The 23,805-nt window shown below is 41.3% G+C and carries 23 protein-coding genes; 16 read left to right on the top strand and 7 right to left on the bottom strand.

All coding sequences use genetic code 11. From position 1 onward, the window contains the following. Nucleotides 1-37 precede the first annotated feature (37 nt). The 6 genes from H5164_RS00635 to H5164_RS00660 all read left to right on the top strand — a co-directional run bounded on the left by H5164_RS00635 (nucleotide 38) and on the right by H5164_RS00660 (nucleotide 5,331). The gene (locus tag H5164_RS00635) at nucleotides 38-1,306 is read left to right on the top strand and encodes an NAD(P)/FAD-dependent oxidoreductase (protein ID WP_182698971.1); all 1,269 of its coding nucleotides are present in this window, start codon (nucleotides 38-40) and stop codon (nucleotides 1,304-1,306) included. Next, complete coding sequence (locus tag H5164_RS00640; RefSeq protein WP_182698970.1) at nucleotides 1,303-2,124, top strand: DUF1365 domain-containing protein; 822 nt, start codon at nucleotides 1,303-1,305, stop codon at nucleotides 2,122-2,124. Before H5164_RS00635 ends, H5164_RS00640 begins: the two co-directional genes overlap by 4 nt. Before the next feature lie 104 nt (nucleotides 2,125-2,228). Next, nucleotides 2,229-3,464 (top strand): cyclopropane-fatty-acyl-phospholipid synthase family protein, encoded by a 1,236-nt coding sequence (locus H5164_RS00645; protein WP_124017920.1) that lies wholly within the window; start codon nucleotides 2,229-2,231, stop codon nucleotides 3,462-3,464. 77 nt (nucleotides 3,465-3,541) lie between these two features. Then, the gene (locus H5164_RS00650) at nucleotides 3,542-4,078 is read left to right on the top strand and encodes a DUF2878 domain-containing protein (protein ID WP_182698969.1); all 537 of its coding nucleotides are present in this window, start codon (nucleotides 3,542-3,544) and stop codon (nucleotides 4,076-4,078) included. Further along, entirely contained in the window at nucleotides 4,079-4,723 is a 645-nt protein-coding gene (locus H5164_RS00655) for a chalcone isomerase family protein (protein ID WP_182754234.1), read from the top strand. Between the two features lie 53 nt (nucleotides 4,724-4,776). Then, the gene (locus H5164_RS00660) at nucleotides 4,777-5,331 is read left to right on the top strand and encodes a DUF3833 domain-containing protein (RefSeq protein ID WP_182754759.1); all 555 of its coding nucleotides are present in this window, start codon (nucleotides 4,777-4,779) and stop codon (nucleotides 5,329-5,331) included. Between the two features lie 88 nt (nucleotides 5,332-5,419). On the opposite strand, the gene H5164_RS00665 is transcribed toward H5164_RS00660, so the two are convergent. After that, nucleotides 5,420-5,764: a DUF3634 family protein gene (locus tag H5164_RS00665; protein ID WP_124017894.1), complete on the bottom strand. Its 345-nt coding sequence runs from the start codon at nucleotides 5,762-5,764 to the stop codon at nucleotides 5,420-5,422. Between the two features lie 337 nt (nucleotides 5,765-6,101). Here H5164_RS00665 and H5164_RS00670 point away from each other — a divergent pair, with 337 nt between their 5' ends. Then, entirely contained in the window at nucleotides 6,102-6,281 is a 180-nt protein-coding gene (locus H5164_RS00670) for a hypothetical protein (protein ID WP_124017895.1), read from the top strand. Between the two features lie 221 nt (nucleotides 6,282-6,502). On the opposite strand, the gene H5164_RS00675 is transcribed toward H5164_RS00670, so the two are convergent. The 4 genes from H5164_RS00675 to H5164_RS00690 all read right to left on the bottom strand — a co-directional run bounded on the left by H5164_RS00675 (nucleotide 6,503) and on the right by H5164_RS00690 (nucleotide 10,628). After that, complete coding sequence (locus tag H5164_RS00675) at nucleotides 6,503-7,225, bottom strand: TorF family putative porin (protein WP_182754237.1); 723 nt, start codon at nucleotides 7,223-7,225, stop codon at nucleotides 6,503-6,505. Nucleotides 7,226-7,345: 120 nt separating this feature from the next. Continuing rightward, entirely contained in the window at nucleotides 7,346-7,711 is a 366-nt protein-coding gene (locus H5164_RS00680) for a cupin domain-containing protein (protein WP_124017897.1), read from the bottom strand. Nucleotides 7,712-7,720: 9 nt separating this feature from the next. Then, a complete protein-coding gene (locus H5164_RS00685) occupies nucleotides 7,721-9,220 on the bottom strand; it encodes a CoA-acylating methylmalonate-semialdehyde dehydrogenase (RefSeq protein WP_182754240.1) in 1,500 nt (499 codons plus the stop codon). A gap of 55 nt (nucleotides 9,221-9,275) precedes the next feature. Then, on the bottom strand, nucleotides 9,276-10,628 hold the full coding sequence (locus H5164_RS00690; protein ID WP_182754243.1) for an aspartate aminotransferase family protein: 1,353 nt from the start codon (nucleotides 10,626-10,628) through the stop codon (nucleotides 9,276-9,278). 311 nt (nucleotides 10,629-10,939) lie between these two features. Between H5164_RS00690 and H5164_RS00695 the strand changes: the two genes are divergently transcribed. The 3 genes from H5164_RS00695 to H5164_RS00705 all read left to right on the top strand — a co-directional run bounded on the left by H5164_RS00695 (nucleotide 10,940) and on the right by H5164_RS00705 (nucleotide 15,934). After that, nucleotides 10,940-12,436, top strand: coding sequence for an aldehyde dehydrogenase (locus tag H5164_RS00695; protein ID WP_182698964.1), 1,497 nt, complete (start codon nucleotides 10,940-10,942; stop codon nucleotides 12,434-12,436). Between the two features lie 572 nt (nucleotides 12,437-13,008). Then, nucleotides 13,009-14,958: a methyl-accepting chemotaxis protein gene (locus tag H5164_RS00700; protein ID WP_182754246.1), complete on the top strand. Its 1,950-nt coding sequence runs from the start codon at nucleotides 13,009-13,011 to the stop codon at nucleotides 14,956-14,958. Between the two features lie 142 nt (nucleotides 14,959-15,100). After that, nucleotides 15,101-15,934, top strand: coding sequence for a sulfurtransferase (locus H5164_RS00705; RefSeq protein ID WP_182754249.1), 834 nt, complete (start codon nucleotides 15,101-15,103; stop codon nucleotides 15,932-15,934). A gap of 146 nt (nucleotides 15,935-16,080) precedes the next feature. Here H5164_RS00705 and H5164_RS19925 read toward each other — a convergent pair whose 3' ends face one another. Continuing rightward, nucleotides 16,081-16,428: a hypothetical protein gene (locus tag H5164_RS19925; RefSeq protein WP_220492625.1), complete on the bottom strand. Its 348-nt coding sequence runs from the start codon at nucleotides 16,426-16,428 to the stop codon at nucleotides 16,081-16,083. Nucleotides 16,429-16,659: 231 nt separating this feature from the next. Between H5164_RS19925 and H5164_RS00710 the strand changes: the two genes are divergently transcribed. The 5 genes from H5164_RS00710 to H5164_RS00730 all read left to right on the top strand — a co-directional run bounded on the left by H5164_RS00710 (nucleotide 16,660) and on the right by H5164_RS00730 (nucleotide 20,549). Continuing rightward, entirely contained in the window at nucleotides 16,660-17,376 is a 717-nt protein-coding gene (locus H5164_RS00710; protein WP_182754252.1) for a hypothetical protein, read from the top strand. Nucleotides 17,377-17,520: 144 nt separating this feature from the next. Further along, a complete protein-coding gene (locus H5164_RS00715; protein WP_182754255.1) occupies nucleotides 17,521-18,117 on the top strand; it encodes an HAD-IB family hydrolase in 597 nt (198 codons plus the stop codon). 850 nt (nucleotides 18,118-18,967) lie between these two features. Beyond that, nucleotides 18,968-19,450, top strand: coding sequence for a hypothetical protein (locus tag H5164_RS00720; RefSeq protein WP_182754258.1), 483 nt, complete (start codon nucleotides 18,968-18,970; stop codon nucleotides 19,448-19,450). A 61-nt stretch (nucleotides 19,451-19,511) separates the two neighbouring features. Beyond that, nucleotides 19,512-19,838 carry a hypothetical protein gene (locus H5164_RS00725; protein ID WP_182754261.1) on the top strand — a complete coding sequence of 109 codons (327 nt, stop codon included), beginning with the start codon at nucleotides 19,512-19,514 and terminating at the stop codon, nucleotides 19,836-19,838. A gap of 84 nt (nucleotides 19,839-19,922) precedes the next feature. Then, the gene (locus H5164_RS00730) at nucleotides 19,923-20,549 is read left to right on the top strand and encodes a hypothetical protein (protein WP_182754264.1); all 627 of its coding nucleotides are present in this window, start codon (nucleotides 19,923-19,925) and stop codon (nucleotides 20,547-20,549) included. 910 nt (nucleotides 20,550-21,459) lie between these two features. On the opposite strand, the gene H5164_RS00735 is transcribed toward H5164_RS00730, so the two are convergent. Next, nucleotides 21,460-22,767: an FAD-binding oxidoreductase gene (locus H5164_RS00735; RefSeq protein WP_182754267.1), complete on the bottom strand. Its 1,308-nt coding sequence runs from the start codon at nucleotides 22,765-22,767 to the stop codon at nucleotides 21,460-21,462. Nucleotides 22,768-22,998: 231 nt separating this feature from the next. Between H5164_RS00735 and H5164_RS00740 the strand changes: the two genes are divergently transcribed. Then, entirely contained in the window at nucleotides 22,999-23,547 is a 549-nt protein-coding gene (locus H5164_RS00740) for a cupin domain-containing protein (protein ID WP_124017033.1), read from the top strand. The last annotated feature ends 258 nt before the right edge of the window (nucleotides 23,548-23,805 follow it).

Genomic DNA, 23,805 nt, shown 5'->3' on the forward strand with positions numbered 1-23,805 from the left:
AATCAACAATAAAGTATTAGTGTCAGGGATTAACGAAATGAAAAATATTGCTGTAATAGGTAGTGGAATTGCAGGCCTAACGAGTGCCCACTTACTCAGCCGGGAACACACGGTAACTGTGTTTGAGGCTAATGATTATATTGGTGGTCATACAGCTACCATAGATGTAGAAGTTGCTGGCCAGCAATACGCAATCGACTCAGGCTTTATTGTGTTTAACGATCGTACTTATCCGCTTTTTGAAACATTAATGGCGCAACTTAAGATTAAATCGATACCCACTGAAATGAGCTTTAGTGTTAACAATGCACTCACGGGGCTTGAATATAATGGCCATAATTTGTGGAGTTTATTTGCCCAGCGCCGTAATTTATTTCGTCCAAGTTTTTACAAGTTTTTAGGCGAGATAGTTCGGTTTAACAATGGTTGTAAAGTGATTTATGAGGCAGATAAATACCCTACGGCTTCACTAGGTGAATATCTTGACCAGCAAGGTTTTTCTGCCTTTTTCTGTGAGCATTACATTTTACCCATGGGCGCCGCTATTTGGTCTGCCAGTATTGATGATATGCGCGGTTTTTCACTGCGATTTTTCATTCGTTTTTTCCAACATCATGGATTATTAAATATTAATGATCGCCCGCAGTGGTATGTACTTGAAGGCGGTTCGCGCAGTTATATTCCTGCTTTAACGGCACCTTTCAAAGATCGCATTCAGCTTAATTCTCCCGTTACAGGTATTAAGCGCAGCGATGATGGCGTATATGTTCAAGTGGCTAAAGGGGAATGGCAGCGTTTTGATGATGTGGTATTAAGTTGCCATAGCGATCAGGCATTAGCGATGTTAACTGATGCTACTCAAGACGAGATTGACGTGTTAGGTGCAATGGAATACCAGAATAATGAAGTGGTATTACATACCGACATTAATCTGCTGCCTAAACGCAAAGCGGCATGGGCAAGTTGGAATTATCGTTTAGATGGTAAAAATCAGCAAGATATTGCCCAGCGTCCTGCCAGTGTGACTTATAACATGAATATTTTGCAGTGTTTACCAGCCAGTGCGCCAACATTCTGTGTCACCCTCAATCAAACGGCGTTAATTGACGAACGTAAAATTTTGCGTAAGTTTAATTATGCTCACCCAGTATTTAATGATGCCAGCATGAAGTCTCAAGCAAAAAGATCGCTTATCAATGGTAAACACAATACCTACTTTGCGGGAGCTTACTGGCACAACGGATTTCATGAAGACGGCGTTCGGAGTGCGGTTGAAGTATGCGATCTTTTTGGGATTAGTTTATGAATCAACCCACATCGGTAATGAAACATGATCAATTAAACAGTGGCATTTATTGTGGCAAGGTTAACCATCGCCGTCATACGCCTAAGGTGCACAGTTTCGGTTATAACATTGCGATGATGGCAATTGATTTAGATGAACTGCCAGCATTAACGGCGGTGAGTAAGTTGTTTTCAACAGACAAGTTTACCCCACTTAAATTTAAGCCTAGCGATTATCTCAATGCGCTTGAGCAGCAATTTGGTGAGAAACTTGCGTTAAGCCAAGCTTGTGTAGGCTCTGATGCTGTGGCATTGAAACATCGCGTGTTGGCAACCATTGAGCATTTAGGTGCTACACAAATATGCGATAAAGTGATATTTTCTGGGCAGATACGCCATTTTGGTTTTTATTTTAGTCCGGTCAATTTTTACTTTTGTTATCATCAAGATGAGCTAATCTATATGCTCGCTGAGGTGAGTAATACTCCTTGGAATGAGCGTCATTGTTATCTGGTGGATATTGCCAATACTACTCAAACAGACAAAGTGTTTCATGTGTCGCCTTTTATGAACTTAGATATGCATTACTTGTGGCGTATTACGCCCCCAGCTAAACATTTGAAAGTGACTATTGAAAATAGAAATGCCAACAACGATAAGCTATTTGATGCTGGTTTAGTGTTAAAACGCCAACTGATTACCTCAAGTTCGATACGCCAATTTATGTTGGGTTACCCATTGATGACGCTCAAAATTATGTTGGGTATTTATTGGCAAGCTATGAAGTTATTTATTAAACGGATCCCATTTGTTGGCAAGCAGACCGTTAAGTTGAATTAATCATTATTGAAAAATGTAAACCAAATAAGTGGTTATCACGTATTACAGTTGCATTACGCCAATAAAGCGATCGAATAAGACAGTGTATGAACTGGAGAAATGACATGGAAAATATGGTGACAGAAAGTAGCATGACTCAAGCGAGTTTATCTGACAGCCTGGCAAGGAAAATTCTTCTTCGCGCATTAGCGCATCTTGCTGAAGGTCATTTAACGATTGTTGATGGTAATCAAACTTCAGAATTTGGCGATCCTAAAAGCGATGTGCACGCCACAATGCAGGTTCAGCATGCTAACTTTTACCGTCAAGTGGTGTTTGGCGGTTCAATTGGCGCTGGTGAAGCTTATATTCAAGGCCATTGGTGTAGCCCTGATTTGACCAAAGTGGTGCAGATTTTTGCTAAAAACTTAGCCTTGCTAGACAATATAGAGCGTTATTTTTCATGGTTGAGCAATGGTATCAATCGTATTAAACATGTATTTAATCGTAATTCTGAAACCGGCTCTAAGCGAAATATTCTGGCGCATTACGATTTAGGTAATGACATGTATAAAGAGTTTCTTGACCCAGAAATGATGTATTCAAGTGCACTTTATCCGGCAGATGATAGCAGTCTAAATGAAGCACAATTGCATAAGTTGCACACCATTTGTGAGCGTTTAGATTTAAGTCCAGGTCAAACCTTGCTTGAAGTTGGTACCGGTTGGGGCGCTTTGGCCATTTATGCGGCGAAACATTATGGCGTGCATGTTACTACCACGACCATTTCCGATGCTCAGTACGATTATGCACTAGCGCGAGTGAAGCAAGAAGGGCTTGAAAATAGTATTACCTTGTTGAAACAAGATTATCGTTTATTGACGGGTGAATATGACCGAGTCGTATCGATTGAAATGATTGAAGCTGTCGGCCACGAATATTTAGGCGGTTTTTTCGAAAAACTTCAGCATATGCTTAAACCAGACGGGCGCATGCTTATCCAGGCGATTACTATTGCCGACCAACGTTACAATAGCTATCGCAAGAGTGTCGACTTTATACAGCGCTATATATTCCCCGGCGGTTGCTTACCGTCGGTGAGTGAAATGACTCGTCACATCGCCAAGAAAACCGACATGGTCACCTGGTCTATTGATGATATGGGTAAAGACTATGCACGTACTTTAAAGCATTGGCATGAGAATTTTGATGCCGCTTACGACAAAATAAAAGCCTTAAATTATGGCGATGACTTTATTCGTATGTGGAAGTTTTATCTGAGCTACTGCGAAGGAGGTTTTTTAGAACGTACTACAAGTACAGTGCATTTAGTTGCCGTGCGTCCTCAATACCGATCTTAATCAATGATAGTGTTTTCTGGCTATTTACATCCCCGGTAATATATTACCGGGACGTCTCATCCTGTGTGTGAGGTGTTATGTCTTCTTACGGTATTCCGCCAACGTTATTTATCTTAATTAACGCCGTGTGCTTCCAATTAGTTTGGTGGGCGGGAGTATTGGCTCAAAATCAACTCATATTACTGTCTATTTTATTGATCATTAGTCACTTTTTATTATCACCATCAGCGCGTCATGATGCATTAGTTATGGGTGTTTGTGGGGCAATTGGCATCGCGGTTGATAGTCTATTGGTGTGGTTTGGCGTATTTGAATTCGCTAATATCCCTTATTGGCTGGGACTATTATGGCTTTATTTTGCACTTTGTTTAGACTACAGCTTATCTGTGTTCAGAAAGCTCCCTCTGTGGTTACAGTCAGTATTGGGTGGGGTATTTGGTTGTTTAAGTTATCTTGCTGGCGCTAAATTTGATGCAGTTGAGCTGCCATTGGGAGATGCTTGGAGTGCACTGATATTGGCACTGATCTGGAGTGGCTTATTTCCCGTACTGTTAATAATCAGTAGCAAAAAACTCCCGTATTACAACGGTGGCTCTCGTTTTGGAGAATCCTAGATGAAAACCTTAACCAAGGCTGCTAAATCGCAGCCACATTGGCAGATACCCCAGTCGATGCACTGGTTAGCAGAATTACTCTTTGGTGTGGTGGGCGCACTGGTATTAGCACTTATTGTCATGTTGAGTGTCAGTGATGCTTTTGCTAATGATGGTGACAGTGTTTCACATATTGCGACAACAGCCCCCTTGGTTAAAGCCGACACAGCTGATGTGCCACTGATTGAAGTTGGCACAGCCGATATGAGTCTTCTGTGGCTGGATATCTATAGCGCTAAATTATTTTCCATCGACGGTAAATATCAAGCTAATCGATTTCCAATGACTCTCGACATCCAATATCACCGCGATATTGATGCCAGTGATTTGGTTGATGCGACAATTGAGCAATGGCAACATTTGGGGTTAACTAAAGATAATATTGAGCTTTATCGTCAACAGATAGTCAAAGCATGGCCTGATGTTAAAGAGGGCGATAGACTCACATTTAGAGTTAACACGCCTGAAGATGCAGCATTTTTACTTAATGATAAGCCATATTATCAAGTTAATAACAGCCAGTTCCCTGAAGCTTTTCTCGATATCTGGTTGTCAGAAAAAACCAGTCACCCCGAATTACGTAAACAATTAATTGGAGTCAACTAATGCGCACCAGCCTATTATCCATACCTCAAAAGATATCTTTCTCAGCGCGCGGCATGATTAAAAAGTTTGCTCATGTGTTTTTGTTTAGCGGATTACTTTTAGGTGTGATGTCATGTTCATCAGCCTCGATTGAAGATTATCAACAAACGACGCCTAAGTTAGACTTAGCCACATTTTTTGACGGTAAGCTAACGGCGGCAGGCATAGTACAAGATTTTTCTGGCAAGGTGACGCGTAAATTTACTGTGACTATGGAAGCGCACTGGACCGACACGCCACAAGGCAAGCAAGGTGTGATTAACGAATGGTTTGTTTACGATGATGGCGAAAAACAAACTCGAGTATGGAAAATTACTGACAAAGGTAATGGTATTTACCAAGGCACAGCCAATGATATATTAGGTATTGCAGAGGGTGAGTCGCGCGGCAGTGCATTACGCTGGCGCTATGATATGCAATTAGCTGTTGATGGCAGTGAGTATCAAGTGCATTTTGATGATTGGATGTTTTTAGTCGATGACCAAACCATTATCAATAAAAGTGACATCATTAAGTTTGGTGTTACCGTAGCTCAGGTCACTTTAGTTATTGCTAAGCAAGCTGATTAATTAGCGGACCAAGCTATAGGCTGGTGCTCTGCGAACATAAAAAATGGACTCATTAGAGTCCATTTTTTATGTTCGTCATTAAGCTGTATTAGCCTTTAAGCTTAGACGCATCAACATGTTTTTTATCGTAATATTCAAATGGAAACTGATTGCGGATCTGTTGTACTAGGTTATCGCCTATATTAGCCGAAACATGTAAGCGCACGTCACCTGACTTTTCCGCTCTAACAGTGCAAGTGAGTTTGTTCGATTTAGCGATTGCACGGCAGTCTCGCTCAAACTTCTCTGGTATTTTGCCTTTATGTCTGTTGAGTTTGCCATCTTTGAAATGCATTTCAAAAAGGGTTAATCCACGGCTACCACTAAAAATCAGTTTGTAGGCCAGAAAAAATAATACTGCAATTATCAGTACTTTGATGATGGTATCAACCATAGTTTGCTCCTTTAAACCGTATATTTATACGATGGCTATTACCATAAGATACTATGCTACGCTCTGGATGCAATGCTAATTTATTAAAATATATGCGCTAGATCCAAGTTATATTCTATGGTTAAGACCTTATTGATTAATCCAAGATGATTTTGTCATTTGAGTGCTGCCTAAACTAAATTTGCTGTCATTCAACCTAGGGCATAATGGATATCTGAGTGGTGATCTTTTGGCTGGTTTAGTTATCGAAATGGCTTTATAAACGATGAATATGTGCTACATTTAATGACGATGCAGGTGCATGTAAATGGATGTATAACTTATTTAAGGACTAAATATGTCACTCTCTAATGCTAGTCGTTGGGCCGAAATCTGTGAAATCCAAACATCATTAATGCTCGATTTAGCTGATAAATTCCCGCAGCGACGCGAACAATTACAACATATTGCTGACGGCTGGCAATGCGTTAAAAAGCAAGCCCAAGGGCAATCGCTAAATGGATTGTCGACCAAATAACTTCTGCTTTATGACCTTTATAATAAATATCCAATCTTAGTTTATGGTTTAACCATAAAAAAAACCGCATTATGCGGTTTTTTGTTTTTAACACCGGCTGATAACCGTTTATCGCCAACACTCATGTCACATTGCAACTTGTACATAGTGAGCCACAATGGGCTAGTGATAATACGATAAACAATGATCAGCGCTGTTGCGTAGCAATTAACCCCTAGGGGTTAAAATGCGTAACTAACGCTGGCTAGTACTGTGCCTGAGTTTTTATATAGCCCAGAGCTTACTTTGTAATCACCACTCATGTCGGTGTCTAAATAAGCTAAAGATAAGCCAAAACCAGAGACTTCGGTTGATACGCCCACAGAGTAATCTGAATAGCTGTCAAAACCTTCACCATCATCAATGGCGTCACCAAAGTTGTAGCCATAATGCAGGTCTAAACTCCAGTTTTCGGTAAACTCCCAGCCATAATTGATTTCGGTATAGTGCAGATCAAGATCGCTTCCACCGTAGTCATTCGTATACCAATATGCTGCTCTGAAACCACTGAAGTCGATACCTGCGCTAATCTCCAAATAATCCAGATCGCTTTCGCCTGGGTAGTTGTAACGATATAAGGTTAAGTCATAACTGGTATCGTCGTTAAGTTCACCATAGTAACCAGCATACAAGTCTATTTCGACGTCTGGGCCATTGTAATCTGGCTCATCGAAATCGACATTACTGCCCCAAGCACCGACAAAAAAACCACTTTCATGGCTCCAATCGATATTAGCTTGTAGCGCTGGGTCCCCTGCGGTTTGTGATATTCCACGGAAACGATAATCGTTGGTTACAGTGACCGCACCAGATACTTCTGCCGTAGCTAACGGAGCCAGAAGAGTAGCTGATAACGTTAATCCGCTTAACAGTGCAATTCGCGTTCTTTTAAATGTTTTCGACACGATATTATCTCCATTTACATAAAATACAGTGACTGATATTGAGCTATCTAGCTACTGCGTATGCCACTTATCAGAAGCAAAACCGTCATGGTTTCGTCTGTACCGCATGGCGGTTAAACGTTACTGTTGTTCAAACATAACGTAGATTTTTTTACAGTGATTAACCACTTCCCACGTGCCGGTAAATCCAGCTGGAATAACAAACTTATCACCCGTACTGACGGTTAAGCGTTGACCTTGACTGTCAGTGATGATGCTAGTGCCTTCGAGAATGTCACAATATTCATATTCGCTATAATTAATGTTCCAACTGCCAGACTCACTTTGCCAAATACCGACATTAAATTGCTTACATGGGCTTTCAAAATGATTTTGTACTGACTGTAATGGATTACCTGTTATCAGTTTTTCATTGGCCAAGTGATAAGACTCAACCGCAGTTGATTGGCGACTAAACACGGTAATATCGCTAATGTTTTTGTTCATCGTATTCACTTATTTCATCGTAGGCATGATAAATGCTGAAGGTTCGTTACTGTCGCTTTTAGCTTGTGGCCAGCGAGCCGTAATGGCTTTTCGCTTAGTATAAAAACGTACTCCATCAGGTCCGTGCATATGCAGAGGCCCAAATAGTGAGCGTTTCCACCCCCCAAAACTATGAAATGCCATAGGAACCGGAATGGGCACATTCACTCCGACCATACCTACTTCAACATGGTGACAAAAATGGCGTGCAACTTGGCCGCTTTGAGTGAAAATGGCGGTGCCATTGCCAAATTCATGTTGGTTAATTAACGCCAAGGCTTCGGCATAGGTATCGACTCGCACTATTGCTAATACAGGGCCAAAAATTTCTTGCTGGTAAATGCTCATGTTTGGCGTGACATGATCAAATAAGCACGCACCCAAAAAGTAACCTTGCTGGTGGTCGCTAATGCTGATATCACGGCCATCAACCACTAACGTCGCGCCTTCATTCACGCCAGCATCAACGTAATCACGTACTTTGGCTAAGTGTTGCGCCGAAATTAACGGCCCCATGTCCATTTCTGGCGTCACACCGCTACCCACTTTTAAGGCACTAATTTGTGGCAGTAATGCTTTCACCAATTTGTCAGCCACATCACCAACCGCCAATACGACTGAAATCGCCATACAGCGCTCACCGGCACTACCGTATGCTGCCCCCATTAACGCATTAACGGCTTGATCTAAGTCAGCGTCTGGCATCAATAACATATGATTTTTAGCACCGCCCAACGCCTGTACACGTTTACCGTGAGCAGAAGCTGTACTGTAAATATATTCAGCAATAGGGGTTGAGCCAACAAAGCTGACGGCGTGAATATCAGGGTGAGTTAACAAGGTATCAACCGCTTCTTTATCACCATTGATAACGTTAAATACACCATCAGGTAGACCGGCTTGTTTAAGCAGTTCGGCAATAAACATTACTGCACTTGGATCTTTTTCAGATGGCTTCATGATAAAAGCATTACCGCAGGCTATCGCGATAGGGAACATCCACATTGGCACCATCACTGGAAAGTTAAACGGAGAAATACCCGCCACCACACCCAACGATTGGTTAACTGACCATGAGTCAACACCGCCACCCACTTGCTGAGTATGTTCGCCTTTGAGCAAATGTGGAATGCCACAAGCAAACTCAACGACCTCTAGCCCTCGGGTTATTTCACCTTTAGCATCATCTAATACTTTGCCGTGTTCAATAGTGATTAATTGTGCCAATTTATCAACATGTTGCTCGACTAAGGCTTTAAATTTAAATAATACCCGAGCACGGTTGAGTGGGGTGACTTGTGACCAGGTTTGGTAAGCTTTTTTAGCCGCACTAATCGCTAAGCTCACTTCTTCACGACTCGCCAGTGATACTTGGCCACGGGTTTCACCCGTTGCAGGATCATAGATTGTTTGATTACGCTGACTCGCGGGTGTGTGTTGCCCATCGACAAAATGAGTAATGTTAAGCATGAACTGGATCCTTTTAAGCAAAATAGGTATTCAAGAAATGGGTATTTAAAAACGATTAACCAACCGCGTTAATCGCATCGCTTATGTGATTAACCATGTCGTCGATTTGTGATTTTTCTACAATCAATGGCGGTGATAACGCGATGATGTCAGCGGTTGCTCGCACTAAGGCACCTTGCCTAAAGCAGTGATCAAAAATGGCGTAACCTCGCTTACCCACACCTTTATCGCTCGGTGCCAGTTGGATACCTGCCACTAAACCGGTATTGCGAATATCAATGACGTTTGGCAGTCCTTTAAGGCTGTGAACGGCTTGTTCAAAGTAAGCATCAAGTCCCTTAGCGCGTTCAAATAACTGCTCATCTTCATATATTGATAAAGTTGCAAGTGCTGACGCTGCGGCAACCGGATGGCCTGAATAAGTGTAACCATGGAAGAATTCAATTAACTCATTAGGGCCATTCATACATGTATCGTGAATGGTATTACTGACAAATACAGCGCCCATCGGAATTGCACCGTTATTAATGGCTTTCGCTGTGGTTATCATGTCTGGCGTCACTTGCCAGCGTTCACTGGCAAAAGCAGCACCAACTCGGCCAAAGCCGGTGATCACTTCATCAAAAATAAGCAAAATACCGTGTTTTTGAGTGATTTCACGCAGGCGCGCCAAGTAACCGTCTGGTGGCAGAATAACCCCTGCTGATCCTGACATTGGCTCGACAATGACCGCGGCAATATTTTCCGCGCCATGTAACGTAATCAGTTGCTCAAGCACTTCGGCTTTATCTAAGCCATGTGGAGGTAAACCATGACTGAAAGCATTATTGGCAATGTCGAGAGTGTGAGGCAGGTGATCAACACCTTGCAGTAATTGTTGGCTGAATGTTTTACGGTTATTACTAATGCCACCCACTGAGATGCCACCAAAACCGACACCATGATAGCCAAGCTCACGGCCGATAAAGCGCGTTCGAGATGCCTGACCATTGGCTCTGTGATAACAAAGTGCCATCTTAAGTGCAGTATCAACCGACTCTGAGCCTGAATTGGTAAAAAATACCTTATCTAATCCATCTGGACTGAGCTGACTGAGTTTATGCGCTAATTCAAATGCAAGTGGATGACCCATTTGAAACGACGGCGCATAATCCATTTGGCTAATTTGTTTACTTACCGCTTCTGAGATCTCTTGCCTTCCGTGTCCCGCATTACAACACCATAGACCTGCGGTAGCATCGAGTACTTTATTGCCTTCAATATCGGTGTAATACATTCCTTGTGCCGAAACAAGGAGACGTGGATTGGCTTTAAACTGCTTGTTGGCGGTAAATGGCATCCAAAAGTGCGCCATATTTGGCCAAGATTGTGATGAATCGCTGATTCCATTTTGCTTATATTCGCTCATAAATTGACTCTACATTGATAGCTACAATTATTAGGGATTCATCTTAAACTGATTAAATAATGAGTGACGAATATTCGCTATGCTATGTCAAAAATAATGAACATAAAAGTGTTTTGTGCATTTATTTAAACTAAATGTGCCTATTTTGTAAAATATATTGAAAATTTCTTGCTGTTCAGCATAATCAGGTGACAATATTGATTAACATAAATGTGTCAGTAAGCCATTTTAGACGGCACAAATTAGTCTTGGCACCTGCTTTATTTCTTAGTTTTGGTGTTTATCAATCCATTTATTATTTCGAGGTCACAATGAGTACTCCAACAAGTCGTAGCGATTGGGAAGCACTGGCAGCAAGTTTACAAATCAATGGCAGTGCATTTATCAATGGTCAATATCAAAGTGCTGTGTCTGGTGACACTTTCGACTGTATCAGCCCAATTGATGGCAAAGTTCTTGCCAAAGTCGCGAGCTGTGATTTAGCCGATGCAAACCTTGCTGTTGCCAATGCGCGTGAAGTATTCGAAGCGGGTACCTGGGCTAATTTACCACCAGTAAAACGTAAAGAAGTCATGATTAAGTTTGCCGATTTACTTGAAGCTAATGCCGATGAAATGGCGTTACTCGAAACCCTAGATATGGGGAAGCCCATTCAGCATTCTAAAGGGGTTGATGTTGTCGGTGCTGCCCGTGCTATCCGTTGGTCTGGTGAAGCAATCGATAAAATTTATGATGAAATAGCGCCAACAGCCCATAACGAAATTGGCATGATCACCCGTGAAGCCGTTGGTGTGGTTGCCGCGATTGTACCGTGGAACTTCCCGATGATTATGGCATGCTGGAAGCTAGGGCCATCATTAGCGACAGGTAATAGTGTGATTTTAAAGCCATCAGAAAAATCACCATTAACCGCTATTCGTATGGCCCAGTTAGCCATTGAAGCGGGTATTCCTGCAGGCGTATTAAACGTATTACCTGGTTTTGGTCATACAGTGGGTAAAGCGCTGGCGTTGCACATGGACATTGATACTTTGGTATTTACCGGTTCAACAAAAATTGCCAAACAGTTAATGATTTATGCGGGTGAGTCGAACATGAAGCGCGTATGGTTGGAAGCTGGTGGTAAGAGCCCAAACATTGTGTTTAACGATGCTCCAGATTTGAAAGCGGCAGCAGAAGCCGCTGCGGTAGCGATTGCGTTTAACCAAGGCGAAGTGTGTACTGCTGGTTCTCGCTTATTGGTTGAGTCAGGCGTTAAAGATGAGTTAATCAAGTTGATAGTTGAACAAATGCAGGGCTGGCAACCAGGGCATCCACTTGATCCTAAAACCACTTGTGGTGCTATGGTCGATCAACAACAGCTCACTAATGTATTGAACTATATTAAAAGCGGCAGCGAACAAGGTGCTACCTTAGTTGATGGCGGCAAACAAGTGATGGTAGAAACCGGCGGCATGTTTGTGCAACCGACTATTTTCAGTAATGTTAAAAATGACATGAAAATTGCCAGTGAAGAGATTTTTGGTCCTGTGTTATCGGTTATTGAATTTGATGGCATGGAAGAAGCCATTAAGATTGCCAACGACACTATCTATGGCCTAGCTGCTGGTGTGTGGACCTCAAACTTAAGTAAAGCCCATAAAACGGCTAAAGCGCTGCGCAGCGGTATGGTGTGGATAAACCATTATGACGGTGGTGACATGACGGCTCCATTTGGGGGTTATAAGCAGTCTGGTAATGGCCGCGACAAGTCATTACATGCGTTTGATAAGTACACTGAACTTAAAGCGACTTGGATTGCTCTATAGTCACTAAGGTTTTAGATTTGAAAAGCCCTTTATTTGCTAATAAAGGGCTTTTTTATTAGTAGGTATTCAAGCTAAAGAATGTGATTACTCGCCCTAAACCACAGTGTATAAATGATTCAAAATTAGTCAGATGATAAATTGATTGCAGGATGAACTCACGGTTTATTTATGATTAACATATCAGCATAGATGCAAAAGCATATTGCTAAAAGTAACACCTTTCTAGCCCCCCTTATGTGGTGAGTACTGCCGCCAAATATGCTTCATCCAGCGACTATTGTCCTAGTAATTCCCGTCAAATTTCTCAGTTTTCATTGTTATTTAGCTACCTTTGTATTTCTTATTTACTCTTTATTTAACACTAGCTTTAAGTATTAACAATCAATTTTTATGTAAACCTTTAGTTTTATTATTGGTTGATAAATATGGTTTTTAGCATGTTAAATCAATTATTTAAATTGATATGTTGGCAAGATGTTGGTAATAATATTTGCTGGTTATATCCTTTTAGCTGCTGATGGCGACATTCAGCTAATCACAATTTTGCTAGTTGATATTATTTGAGGTGACTCATGTTTAACAATCTAAAGCTCGGTGCAAAAATCAGTGGCGGTTTTGGTTTGGTGCTCATACTACTTGCAATTGTTGTGGTGACTAGCATTAGCGCACTTAACTCATCTGGTTCGAGTTTTCTTCATTATAAATCACTAGCACAAGACACGAATATCGCCGGAAGACTTCAGGCTAATATGTTATTGGTGCGTATTAAGGTGAAAGATTATCTCATCAGTCAGTCTGATGAAGATTTAGTCGAGTACAACAGTGATGTGACCAAAATGAAAACTTACCTTGAGGAAGCGAAAAAGCAAATCAAGGCGCCTGAGAGAGCCGCACAGATTACCTTTGTTGAAGAATCATTTCGCACTTACCAACAATCATTTGAGCAGGTTGTTGAGTTGATTCGACAAAGACATAAAATCAATGACACTCAGCTGGTACCAAGCGGAGAGAAAATGCTTGCCACCATAGAAAGTCTTATTCAATCGTCAAATGATAATGAAGATAATCAAGCGGTTTATTATGCCAGTTATGTTAAAGACACCCTGCTAATGGGGCGTTTATTTATGGTGAAGTATTTGCAAACTAATCAAGAAAGTGATTTTGGCTTAGCCCTTGAGAAAATGACTAATCAGATGGCAACTAAGCTCGATCAACTCGATAAAAATCTTAATCAAAGCGAGCAAAGAAGTTTAATGCTCGAGTTTGAAAAAAACCATAAAATTTACTTAGCATCAATGAATCAGGTACATGATGCTATTGTCAGCAGAAATAACTTAATTAAAAATGTTTTAGATGTGCATGGCCCTAAAATCGCTCATGCCACAGAAGATATAAAACTCTCAGTAATGAATGAGCAAAAAGCATTAGGCTCTGAGCTTGATGTCACCATTGCAGACAGTATTCAGTTCACATTGATCATGTCTATTACTGCAATCGTCATAGGGCTCGTTATTGCATATCTTCTCACCATCAGTATTACTCGGCCCATCCAAACCGCTGTTAATGCGGCAAATCAATTAGCTTTAGGCGATTTAACAGTTCGGTTAGAGAGTAGCAGTAAAGATGAAACGGGTATGTTACTGAATGCTATTCAAGATACGTCAACTAAATTAAAACTGATGCTCACCACAATTAATGCCGCCAGTATTGAGTTAGCATCAGCATCTGAAGAGCTCGCTGTTGTCACAGAACAAACGTCCAATGGGATTTCTCGACAAGAATCTGAAACGGATATGGTTGCCACCGCAATGAATGAAATGGCTGCAACCGTTCATGATGTTGCAGATAGTGCGGCAAAAGCGGCTGATGCCGCTAATCAGGCAAATATTGAATCATTATCAGGTTCACAAGTTGTGGACCAAACAATAAGCTCTATCAATTCTCTGTCATCGAGTGTGAATGATTCCTCAGAGAAATTACACGAAGTGCAAAAAGAAGTCCTAAACATCAGTTCCATTTTAGGTGTTATTCGAAGTATTGCAGAGCAAACCAATTTACTTGCGTTAAATGCTGCTATTGAGGCCGCTAGAGCAGGAGAGCAAGGGCGAGGTTTTGCCGTTGTGGCTGATGAAGTTCGCACTCTTGCAGAGAGAACTCAAAGGTCAACGTCTGAAATCCAGACCATTATTGAACAGCTTCAGGCCGGAACAGAAAATGCTGTCTCTGTGATGAGCCAGGGAAAAACACAAGCTGAACATTGTGTAGCGCAAGCCAGTAAAGCCAATACTGCACTAAAATCAATTACGAATGCTGTAAATTTGATCAATGACATGAACATGCAAATAGCCAGCGCCGCAGAAGAACAAAGTTCAGTGGCTGAGAGCATTAATGAGAATATTATTAATGTTAAACGTATCGCCGAAGAAAACTCACAAGCTTCAACTCAAACCCGCAGTTCAAGTGCTGAAATAGCCCGTTTAGCTGAGCAGTTAAACCAGCTAGTGTCACAATTTAAGGTGTAGGATTTCATTTATCCAGCGAATAAAGATATGGATATTAATCGAGCACAATGAGGTTAATTGCTATCAATAGCTGAATGACTTGCTATTGCGTTATGACAGTGCAATATTGTTGTTTTATAAACAAATTGCAGTGAGGTTAATCGTGAATAATCCTTTAGTGACAACTGATTGGTTAGCATTACATCTTGATGATCCTGAGCTTGTGTTACTTGATGCCAGTATGGAAATTGTGCTGGGAAAAGAGCCATTAGTATACGATGAACTTTTCGTTATCCCTGGCGCGTTATCATGCCAAATGGACAAGCTTTTTTTTGATCATCGATCATCACAAACTCATGCAATGCCTACGGATGAGCAGTTTACTGATGCTGCGCAGTCATTGGGAATAACCCATAACAGCACAGTAGTGATTTACGACAATCAAGGTATTTATTCTGCCCCGCGAGCGTGGTGGACTTTCAAAACTATGGGTTTTGATAAGGTATTTGTACTCGATGGTGGTTTACCACAATGGCAAGCAGAAGGACGAGATACCGTCCGCCAATTCTCATCTGCTACTCACTCAGGCGATATCAAAGGTCGTTTGCAACAACACAAAATGTGTGACACTGAGTTTGTGTTAACCCATCTTGGCCATGCCAACGTTGATGTGATTGATGCACGTGCAGCAGGGCGTTTTAATGGTACCTCACCAGAGCCTAGAGTGGGCATGCGCAGTGGTCATATTCCCGGTTCGCTCAACTTGCCTTTTGCGCAGGTATTAAATGGTTTTAAAATGAAATCGATTCGTGAATTGCATACCATTTTCGCGACCTTAGATACCAGTAATAATGCTCAACGAGTGTTTAGTTGCGGTTCAGGCATTACCGCATGTATTTTGATTTTAGCTTCCTATGTAGCCGGACACCATCAAGCGGTTTTATACGATGGTTCTTGGGCTGTGTGGGGCGGAGATGCAGCTTTACCAATAGAGTAGGGCCAATGTTGCTGTCATTCCGGCATTATTTTTTGAGCCGGAATCCAGCTTTTTTATAGCCTACGGCCACTAACGTCGTGGTGCTTTGCTCATAGCAGAGTAAGAGCAAACCAACTGCAGTTCCCTATTTACTCTTTATAAAAGAATTAGCCCAGCTGCCCTGCAACATTTTCGCTTTTTACAAAACAACAGCTGCGAAAAGGTCGCCATGGGGATTGATCCAGCCTTTGGCTTAGTTTGAGCTCCGCTTCGGCCATCTTATTAATAAATAATGAAAATACTAACGCTTCCCATGGGAATCTGATGTGAATGGATTCACGAATGTCGTGGATGCTAAAGAACGACATTCCTTCTCGAAAGCGAGCGGGCATCTGATAGACAGGATGTCTGAATACCTTAAAGCACATGGTCAATGATGTTCCCGACATCATTATGACATTTCCAATATCCATATAGGTCAGATGTGCGAGACAGGCCATGTCAGGCTCACGCATTCTTTTATAAAGAGTCTTCAACGCACTTAATCAAAATGAAACCGGATGGTTAAAGCAGCAACATAATCTAAAAGCTATATAGTCCAACGACCTGCAATGAGAGGTATTTGGCAATAATGTTCAGTTAGAGTCTGATTAATCAATATTATCGAGGAAGTGACATCATTTACTTGTGGATAATGAGCTTGTTGTGCTAATTTTTTGCCAACTCAACATCATGATGGAATATGAATGCGTTATCTACTGCTCGCTATGCTGCTAACCTTAACCGGTTGTGCAAGCAAACAACCTGCTTTCAGCCTTGTTATCGATCCCTTACTTCCCAATACCATTAATTATAACGGTGAAATTAACCCAGACAATGTTGCCGCCTTTGAACAAGGTATAGCAAATAGCTCAACTCAAATCACCTCATTGGTTATTACTAGTGGTGGGGGCGATGTGTTTGCTGGAATACGATTAGGTGAATTGGTATATCGGCATAAATTAAAGGTCACAGTCGATAAAGTCTGTGCGTCATCTTGTGCTAATTATGTTGTAACGGCCAGTGATGATGTGACGATAAAACAAGATGCCCTGTTAGGTTGGCATGGTGGGGCGTTACAACCACTATTATACGGCTCGGAAGACTTAAGTAAGTACAGCAAAACTATGGTTGAATATATTTTGCAGTGGGAACAAGCCGAACGTGTATTTTTTGACAAGGTTAAGGTTAATCAAGCTGTCACAGTATTGGGGATGATGCCAGGCTTAAAAGATAAACGAAACACGCCATTATACAGTTATGATCAGCAGACGTTAAAAGCGTTAGGTTTACATATTACTTTTGAAGACAAGCAAGCAACGCTTTCTAAAACCGGCGAAGAAATAGTACAAATATTTAGCTTAAGCCCTGAAGTGTTAGACACTTTAATGATGCAGCATGTTCAAAGGTTGCAGCAATTATAATTGAGTAGCATATTTTATTTTTTCAGTTAATAAGTGTCATGACATCGACTCTGAATCGAAGCAGACAATTTATATACATTCAGTCAATAGATTGTGAGTCACTTAATCATCGCCATAAAAGCTAATGCATTAAAGGAAATTAAAGTGAATTTAGCCTTATTTGATTTTGATGGCACGATTACGAATGCCGATATGTATAGTAAATTTTTACGTTACTCGACCACAGGTGCTCGATTAATAGTAGGTAATGTGTTGCTCGCTCCTTTTGTGATTATGTATAAATTGGGCATACTTCCTGCCAATAAAATGCGCCCCATTGCCAGTTTTGTCGCTTTTTATCAAAAAGAACACCATGCGCTTGATGTAATGGGATTGGATTTTACCAAACAAGTTATTCCTCAGTTCATTCGATCTCACGCACTTGATAAAATTCGCTGGCATAAAGATAACGGCGATCATGTTGTTGTGGTATCTGCATCCATTGATATCTATTTAAAGCATTGGTGTAATGAATTAGGAGTGATGTTGATTTGTAGTGAGTTAGCGGTAATCAATGGCAAATTATCTGGCTTTTATACCTCAGGCGATTGTAGTGAAAAAATGAAATCTAAACGGATCTGTGAACGTTTTAATTTAGATCATTATGATTGTGTTTATGCTTACGGCGATACCGCTGAAGATTTAGATATGTTGAGTATTGCTGATGAGAAATACATGAATTGGGTAAAGGTTAAAGATTAAATTAGACTCATTTTACAATAAGTCGCTAACGCATTGTTGCCCCAAAGTTGGTTAGGCTATGACCTGCGGCCACTAACGTCGTGGTGCTTCGCCCACACCAGACCAAGAGGAAATCAACGGCTATTCCCTCTTTACTCTTTATAAATGAATTAGCCCAGCCGCCCCGCAACATTTTCGCTATTTACAAAACAACAGCTGCAAACAACAGCTGCGAAAATGTCGCCATGGGGATTGAACAAGCTTTTAATTTCATTTGAAACCTGCTTCGGCCTATCTTGTAATAAGGAGTGAAAATGCTAACGCTTCCGATGGTACATCCTGTACCGCGAAAGCTAAGCTCACCTCCATGTGAGCTTCACGCTATTTTCTTCAACGTCCTCAAGTTCAGAGTTGAATCACGCCAATTTCAAGCAAGGTATGCAAATCATTTATGCCCCGAAACTTGCTAGCACTTGTTTAGTGAATCGAAAATCGACGAACGAGTTGCCCTACAAATTCTTATCTATTAACGCTGCCTGTAGATCTTCTTCATGAGTGAGCGGAATTGGATGGGCATACAGTTATATTCAAATCTAAGTCGTTTTGAGCGTTTTCAAACTCATTAGCTTGCGCATTTTTCAGCCTGAAATTAACAAAAACCTTTAAAATCATTTGCATATACTTCCCCCAAATTAGTTAATAGGTTTGGAAAACGTGCATGCGCGTTTTCCTTGATGGTGTATTTGATAAAAAGCTGGTAACTTCTTTGTAATACAATCAGTTAACTGTGCGCGTTTTCACCGGTCTAATGAGGTAAACGCGCATGCGCACTAATAAAATGTTAGCTATCTAGTGAATGTAGAGTCATGAATTGAATAAATTGGAATTAATCAAAGAAAAACTATCCAACGCAGGATATAAAGTTTCAGTAGATGTCGAGCTTCAGAATGATACGAATGCAAATATTGTTGCATCACGAACTTATTTTTCGTGGAAAGGTCTCGTGATTTTATCGCAGCATATTGTTATTCAAGTTGTTGATGCACCGACAATTTTGGATTTTAAAAATTTATTTAATGCTGGTTTCAATATTGGCAAGAAACTAAATCGAGTTCCTCTTTTACGGGGACTACAATTTGGATATATGATTATTCCTATAATCATTGCAAACGATGTTAGTGATGAAGTTAAACAATTTGTTTCACAAGTACCATCAAAACATTGGAGTATATTTGAGTTTCCAGTTGTATTTGATGCTTCTTCGAACGAAACAATTTTCTTTAAAGAAACTACATTTTGGGGAGCTTTTTTCTTCTCGGATCTACGTGGTGTTGTATCAAAATACATTGAGTAAAACTATAAAGGCATCAGTCGCGAAAAAGCTGCGCTGTTGCTTTGAAGCGTTAGTACGATAAATGACGAATCGAGAAATTATCACACTCATGCACAAGCTATCACACGGCAGAATAGGGCATCGGGGTAATTGGGTGCGGGTTTTTAATGATAGTGAAAAACTGGACGAAAGGAAGTTTAGTAAACTCCTAAATGAAGCCATTCAATCCGACATTGTTCTGATATATCAAAGTTCAATCAATGTCACTGAAGTGAAAGCTTCTGAAGCTTTCGAAATAGTCGCCCAGTTTGTTAAGCACGGTGTAGTTAAAATAGCAGACGTAAGGTTTACGTCTCAGATTGAAATAGACCCATTAGGCGTTGGTGCGGCATATCGTACTAACAAGTAAATTGTGTTTGCCCAGCAAGCTGTGCTGGGACGAGCAAACAGCACGCGCCCCATATTTAAAGCGTTAGCACCTCTAAGGTACCGTATGGACTTTGTAGTTAAATTTGGAATATTTTTTTTAGGTGTTCTGACGTCGGTTCTCTTAATTCCAACCATTGAGAAAAAGAAAGCTGAAACCCTCCGGAAGGAAAGTCTTAAGGAAGTGTTTATTGAGCTTGAAGATATCCATGTTGAGCTTGCGGAGGATTTGGCTGCAAATTTTAAGTTCCTGCTAAATTTGAGATCGGAACCTGACCTTGCAGGTGCAGGGCAGATTCCAGTTCCTATGCCAAAAAGAATTAATTCGGGTGTACTCGTTGACTTGTATAAGAAATCGGCTTTGTTGCTAACATCGCAGCAAAGGCTGGCAATTAAACGCATTCCAATTAGGCTAAGTGAAATTGAGCGTCATTCAGACTTGTATTTGAATGAATTCACCGAGAACGGTGAATATTGTGTTTCATCAATAAAAAACACTATTAAGCTTTCTTGCATGTTGCTGCATGAGTTAAATTTTCTTCTTGAGCATCGCGAACGATTTAACTTTGCTAGAGACTTAAACTCTAATAAAGCCGTGTTCCCAGTGTTAAGGAGCTTAGGCTTTACAGCTGATCAAATAGCAACTTCCCGGATAGAGGAATCAAAATTTGATAAAGTTGAGGTCGAGTTTTAGTGCTAACAAGCAAAGCTAGCCGACGCGTACCGCGCAGCTGCTTTGAGCGTTAATCCATAGAAATTTCAATCCTAAACTTACGAATTAGATTTGGAAACCTAGCTCGTTTCTGTCCAAAAATGATTTAGATTCCTTGATTGAAAACGCCCAAATTCAACTCTGGACTTGAGGCCTTTGAAGAAAATTGCGTGAGCTGGCCATGGACGGCCAGCTAGCTTTGGAGGGGAAGGGACGCCCCATCTGAAGCGTTAGCATTTTCGAATAAGGCCGAAGCAGTCTGCAAATGTAGGTCAAAGTTAAATCTGACCCCATGGCGACTTTTCGCAGCTGTTGTTTTGTAAATCGCGAAAATGTTGCGGGGCGGCTGGGAGTTCCAAGAGGGAACAGCCGTTGGTTTCCTCTTGGTCTGGTGTGGGCGAAGCGCCACGACGTTAGTGCCGCAGGCCATAAAGTACAAAAGTACAAAAGTACAAAAGTACAAAGCAAAAATAACACCTGGATTCCGGCTCAAAAGCATTGCCGGAATGACGCCGTATTTGGCCTGTGCAGGGTGGAACCTTGCGATCTTACCTCAAACGAAGTTTGAAAAGTCTGGTGAGGGCGAAGCGCCATAACGTTAGTGGCCGCAGGCCATAAAGTACAAAGCAAAAATAACACCTGGATTGCGGCTCAAAAGCATTGCCGGAATGACGCCGTATTTGGCCCGTGCAGGGTGGAACTTTGCGATGTTACTTCAAACGAAGTTTGAAAAGTCTGGTGTGGGCGAAGCGCCACGACGTTGGTGGCCGTAGGCCATAAAAGGGTGACAATTCATATGATCAACTAAGATGGAATTGAACCTGCTATCTCAATCCAACGAAGTTTGGACATAAGGTTGACCCTTTTGCCAACCCACAGCAAATCCATCAACCTAAAGCAAATCCTTCATTCTGTGATACAACATTCCAGCAGCAAGTAATGGCGAGCGCAACATTGGGCCGCCAGGGAAAGTCATGTGTTTAATGTCATTAAACACATCAATGCGTTGTGATTGTTGGCTAATTGCTTCAGCTATTAATCTAGCAGCCATATGGGTGGCGTTTACACCATGACCTGCATAGGCTTGGGCGAAGTAGATGTTGGCTGCGTCGGGTAAGCGGCCGATTTGCGGCATGCGGTTGGCGCCAATGCCCATCATGCCACCCCATTCATAATCAATTTTGATGCCTTTTAATTGCGGGAACACTTTTTCAAGATTAGGTCTTAATTCAGCTTCAATATCTTTTGGGTCTTTACCAGAATAAGTGCATAAACCGCCAAACAATAAACGGCGGTCTGCCGATAAATGGAAGTAATCTAATGCCACGCGCATATCGGCAAATGCCATATTTTGCGGGATGATACTGGCACATTGTTGTTCGGTTAACGGCTCCGTGGCTAATAAGTAGGTGCCTGTGGGGAGTACTTTTCCGCCAAGAAAAGGGCTTAATTTATTGCCGATATAACCATTGCCAGCCAACACGAGATAGTTACAATTCACTTCGCCTTCAGCGGTAATCACTTTGGGTTTATTGCCTTTAATGATTTTTTCTGCGGCGCTGTATTCAAATAATTGTGCGCCAAGCTCACGAGCTACTTTTGCTTCACCCAAGGCTAGATTTAGTGGGTGCAAATGTCCGCTGCCCATATCAACTAATGCGCCTTGGTAAAAGTCTGAACCGATAACTTCACCTATTTGCGAACGATCCAGCAGTTTGATTGATTTTTGATAACCTTGGTCTTTTAGATCTTGGTATTCTGCAGCTAAATCATCCATATGTCGTGATTTTACGGCTAAATCGCAATAGCCCATATGCAAGTCGCAATCGATTTTATGATCGGTAATTCGCTGCGTGACGATATCAACCGCTTCAAAACCCATTTGCTGAATGGCTTTTACGCCTTCACCACCAATTTCATTGCGGAATTGAGTCGCGTCATGCCCTATGCCACGGATCAGTTCACCACCATTACGCCCAGATGCGCCCCAACCAATGCGTTTAGCTTCGAGTAATACCACACTGTAACCACGTTGTCTGAGTTCAATAGCGGTATTAATCCCGCTGAATCCACCCCCCACAATACACACATCTGCCGTTATATTTTCGGTCAGTTTTGGGTGCTGATAAAGCTCTTTTGCTGTCGCGACATAAAAGGAATCTGGGTACTGTTGGCTATGAATCGGGGTATTACGTGGCATATACTCTCCAAGCTATTGATTGTATTATAATAATAGATTTTAAATAAATAGTTAGATGCAAGGTGACACATCTAGAGTGTGCATTTTATTTAACACTTATTTAGTGTAAAATACAATTGCTTTGATTTAAGTAAGTTATCATGCTTAATTAGTACAGATTTTTGGTAAAGTGTTAATAATCTGCAACACTTAGTCGCAGGCTATCAGTCAAGATTTAATAGGGGAATAAATTTGGATATTGGTACAAGCCTAAAAGCTGTTCGCAAATTGAAAGGGTTATCTCAACGCGAGTTGGCCAAGCGTGCAGGGGTGACCAACAGTACAATTTCAATGATTGAGAAAAACAGTGTCAGTCCTTCGGTGAGTTCACTGAAAAAGGTCTTATCTGGGATCCCGATGTCATTAGTCGATTTCTTCTCAATTGATGACGGTTCTGTTGGAGACCTGAAAGTGGTTTATCGCAGTAATGAGTTGCTCGATATTGGTACTGGTGAATTAGTCTATAAGCTAATTGGCCGAGATTACCCCAACCGAGCAATGTCAGTGATGAGTGAAACATACCCAGTGAATGCTGATACCGGCGCTGAAATGCTGCAGCACAAGGGTGAAGAAGGCGGTATCATTGTCTCTGGTAAACTTGAGCTTACTGTGGGTGAAGAAGTTTTTACTCTTGAAGAAGGTGACAGTTATTATTTTAACAGTGAACAACCACACCGTTTTCGTAACCCATTTGAGCAAGCTTGTAAGGTTGTAAGCGCAACGACCCCCGCTGATTTTTGATGGTTTATCATTCATTTCTTTCTGCTATATCGACTGTTTTTGTTCAAGGGAATAGCGCAAGATCATCCATTAATCTAGCTATTCCCACCTATCAAAAGTAAATAATGAGTCTACTTTTTGCTGTTACAGACTCTCCTCCTAGCATGTGATTATTGTTTTGTGTAAAGAATATTAAGCAACAAATTCCCTTTTATTGTGCATTCATCTCCCCATTTTGGCGCATTTTATCGTGATAACTCATCAATGTTGATGAGATGA

The organism is Shewanella sp. SG41-3, assembly GCF_014164545.1.
GTDB classification, from domain to species: domain Bacteria; phylum Pseudomonadota; class Gammaproteobacteria; order Enterobacterales; family Shewanellaceae; genus Shewanella; species Shewanella vesiculosa.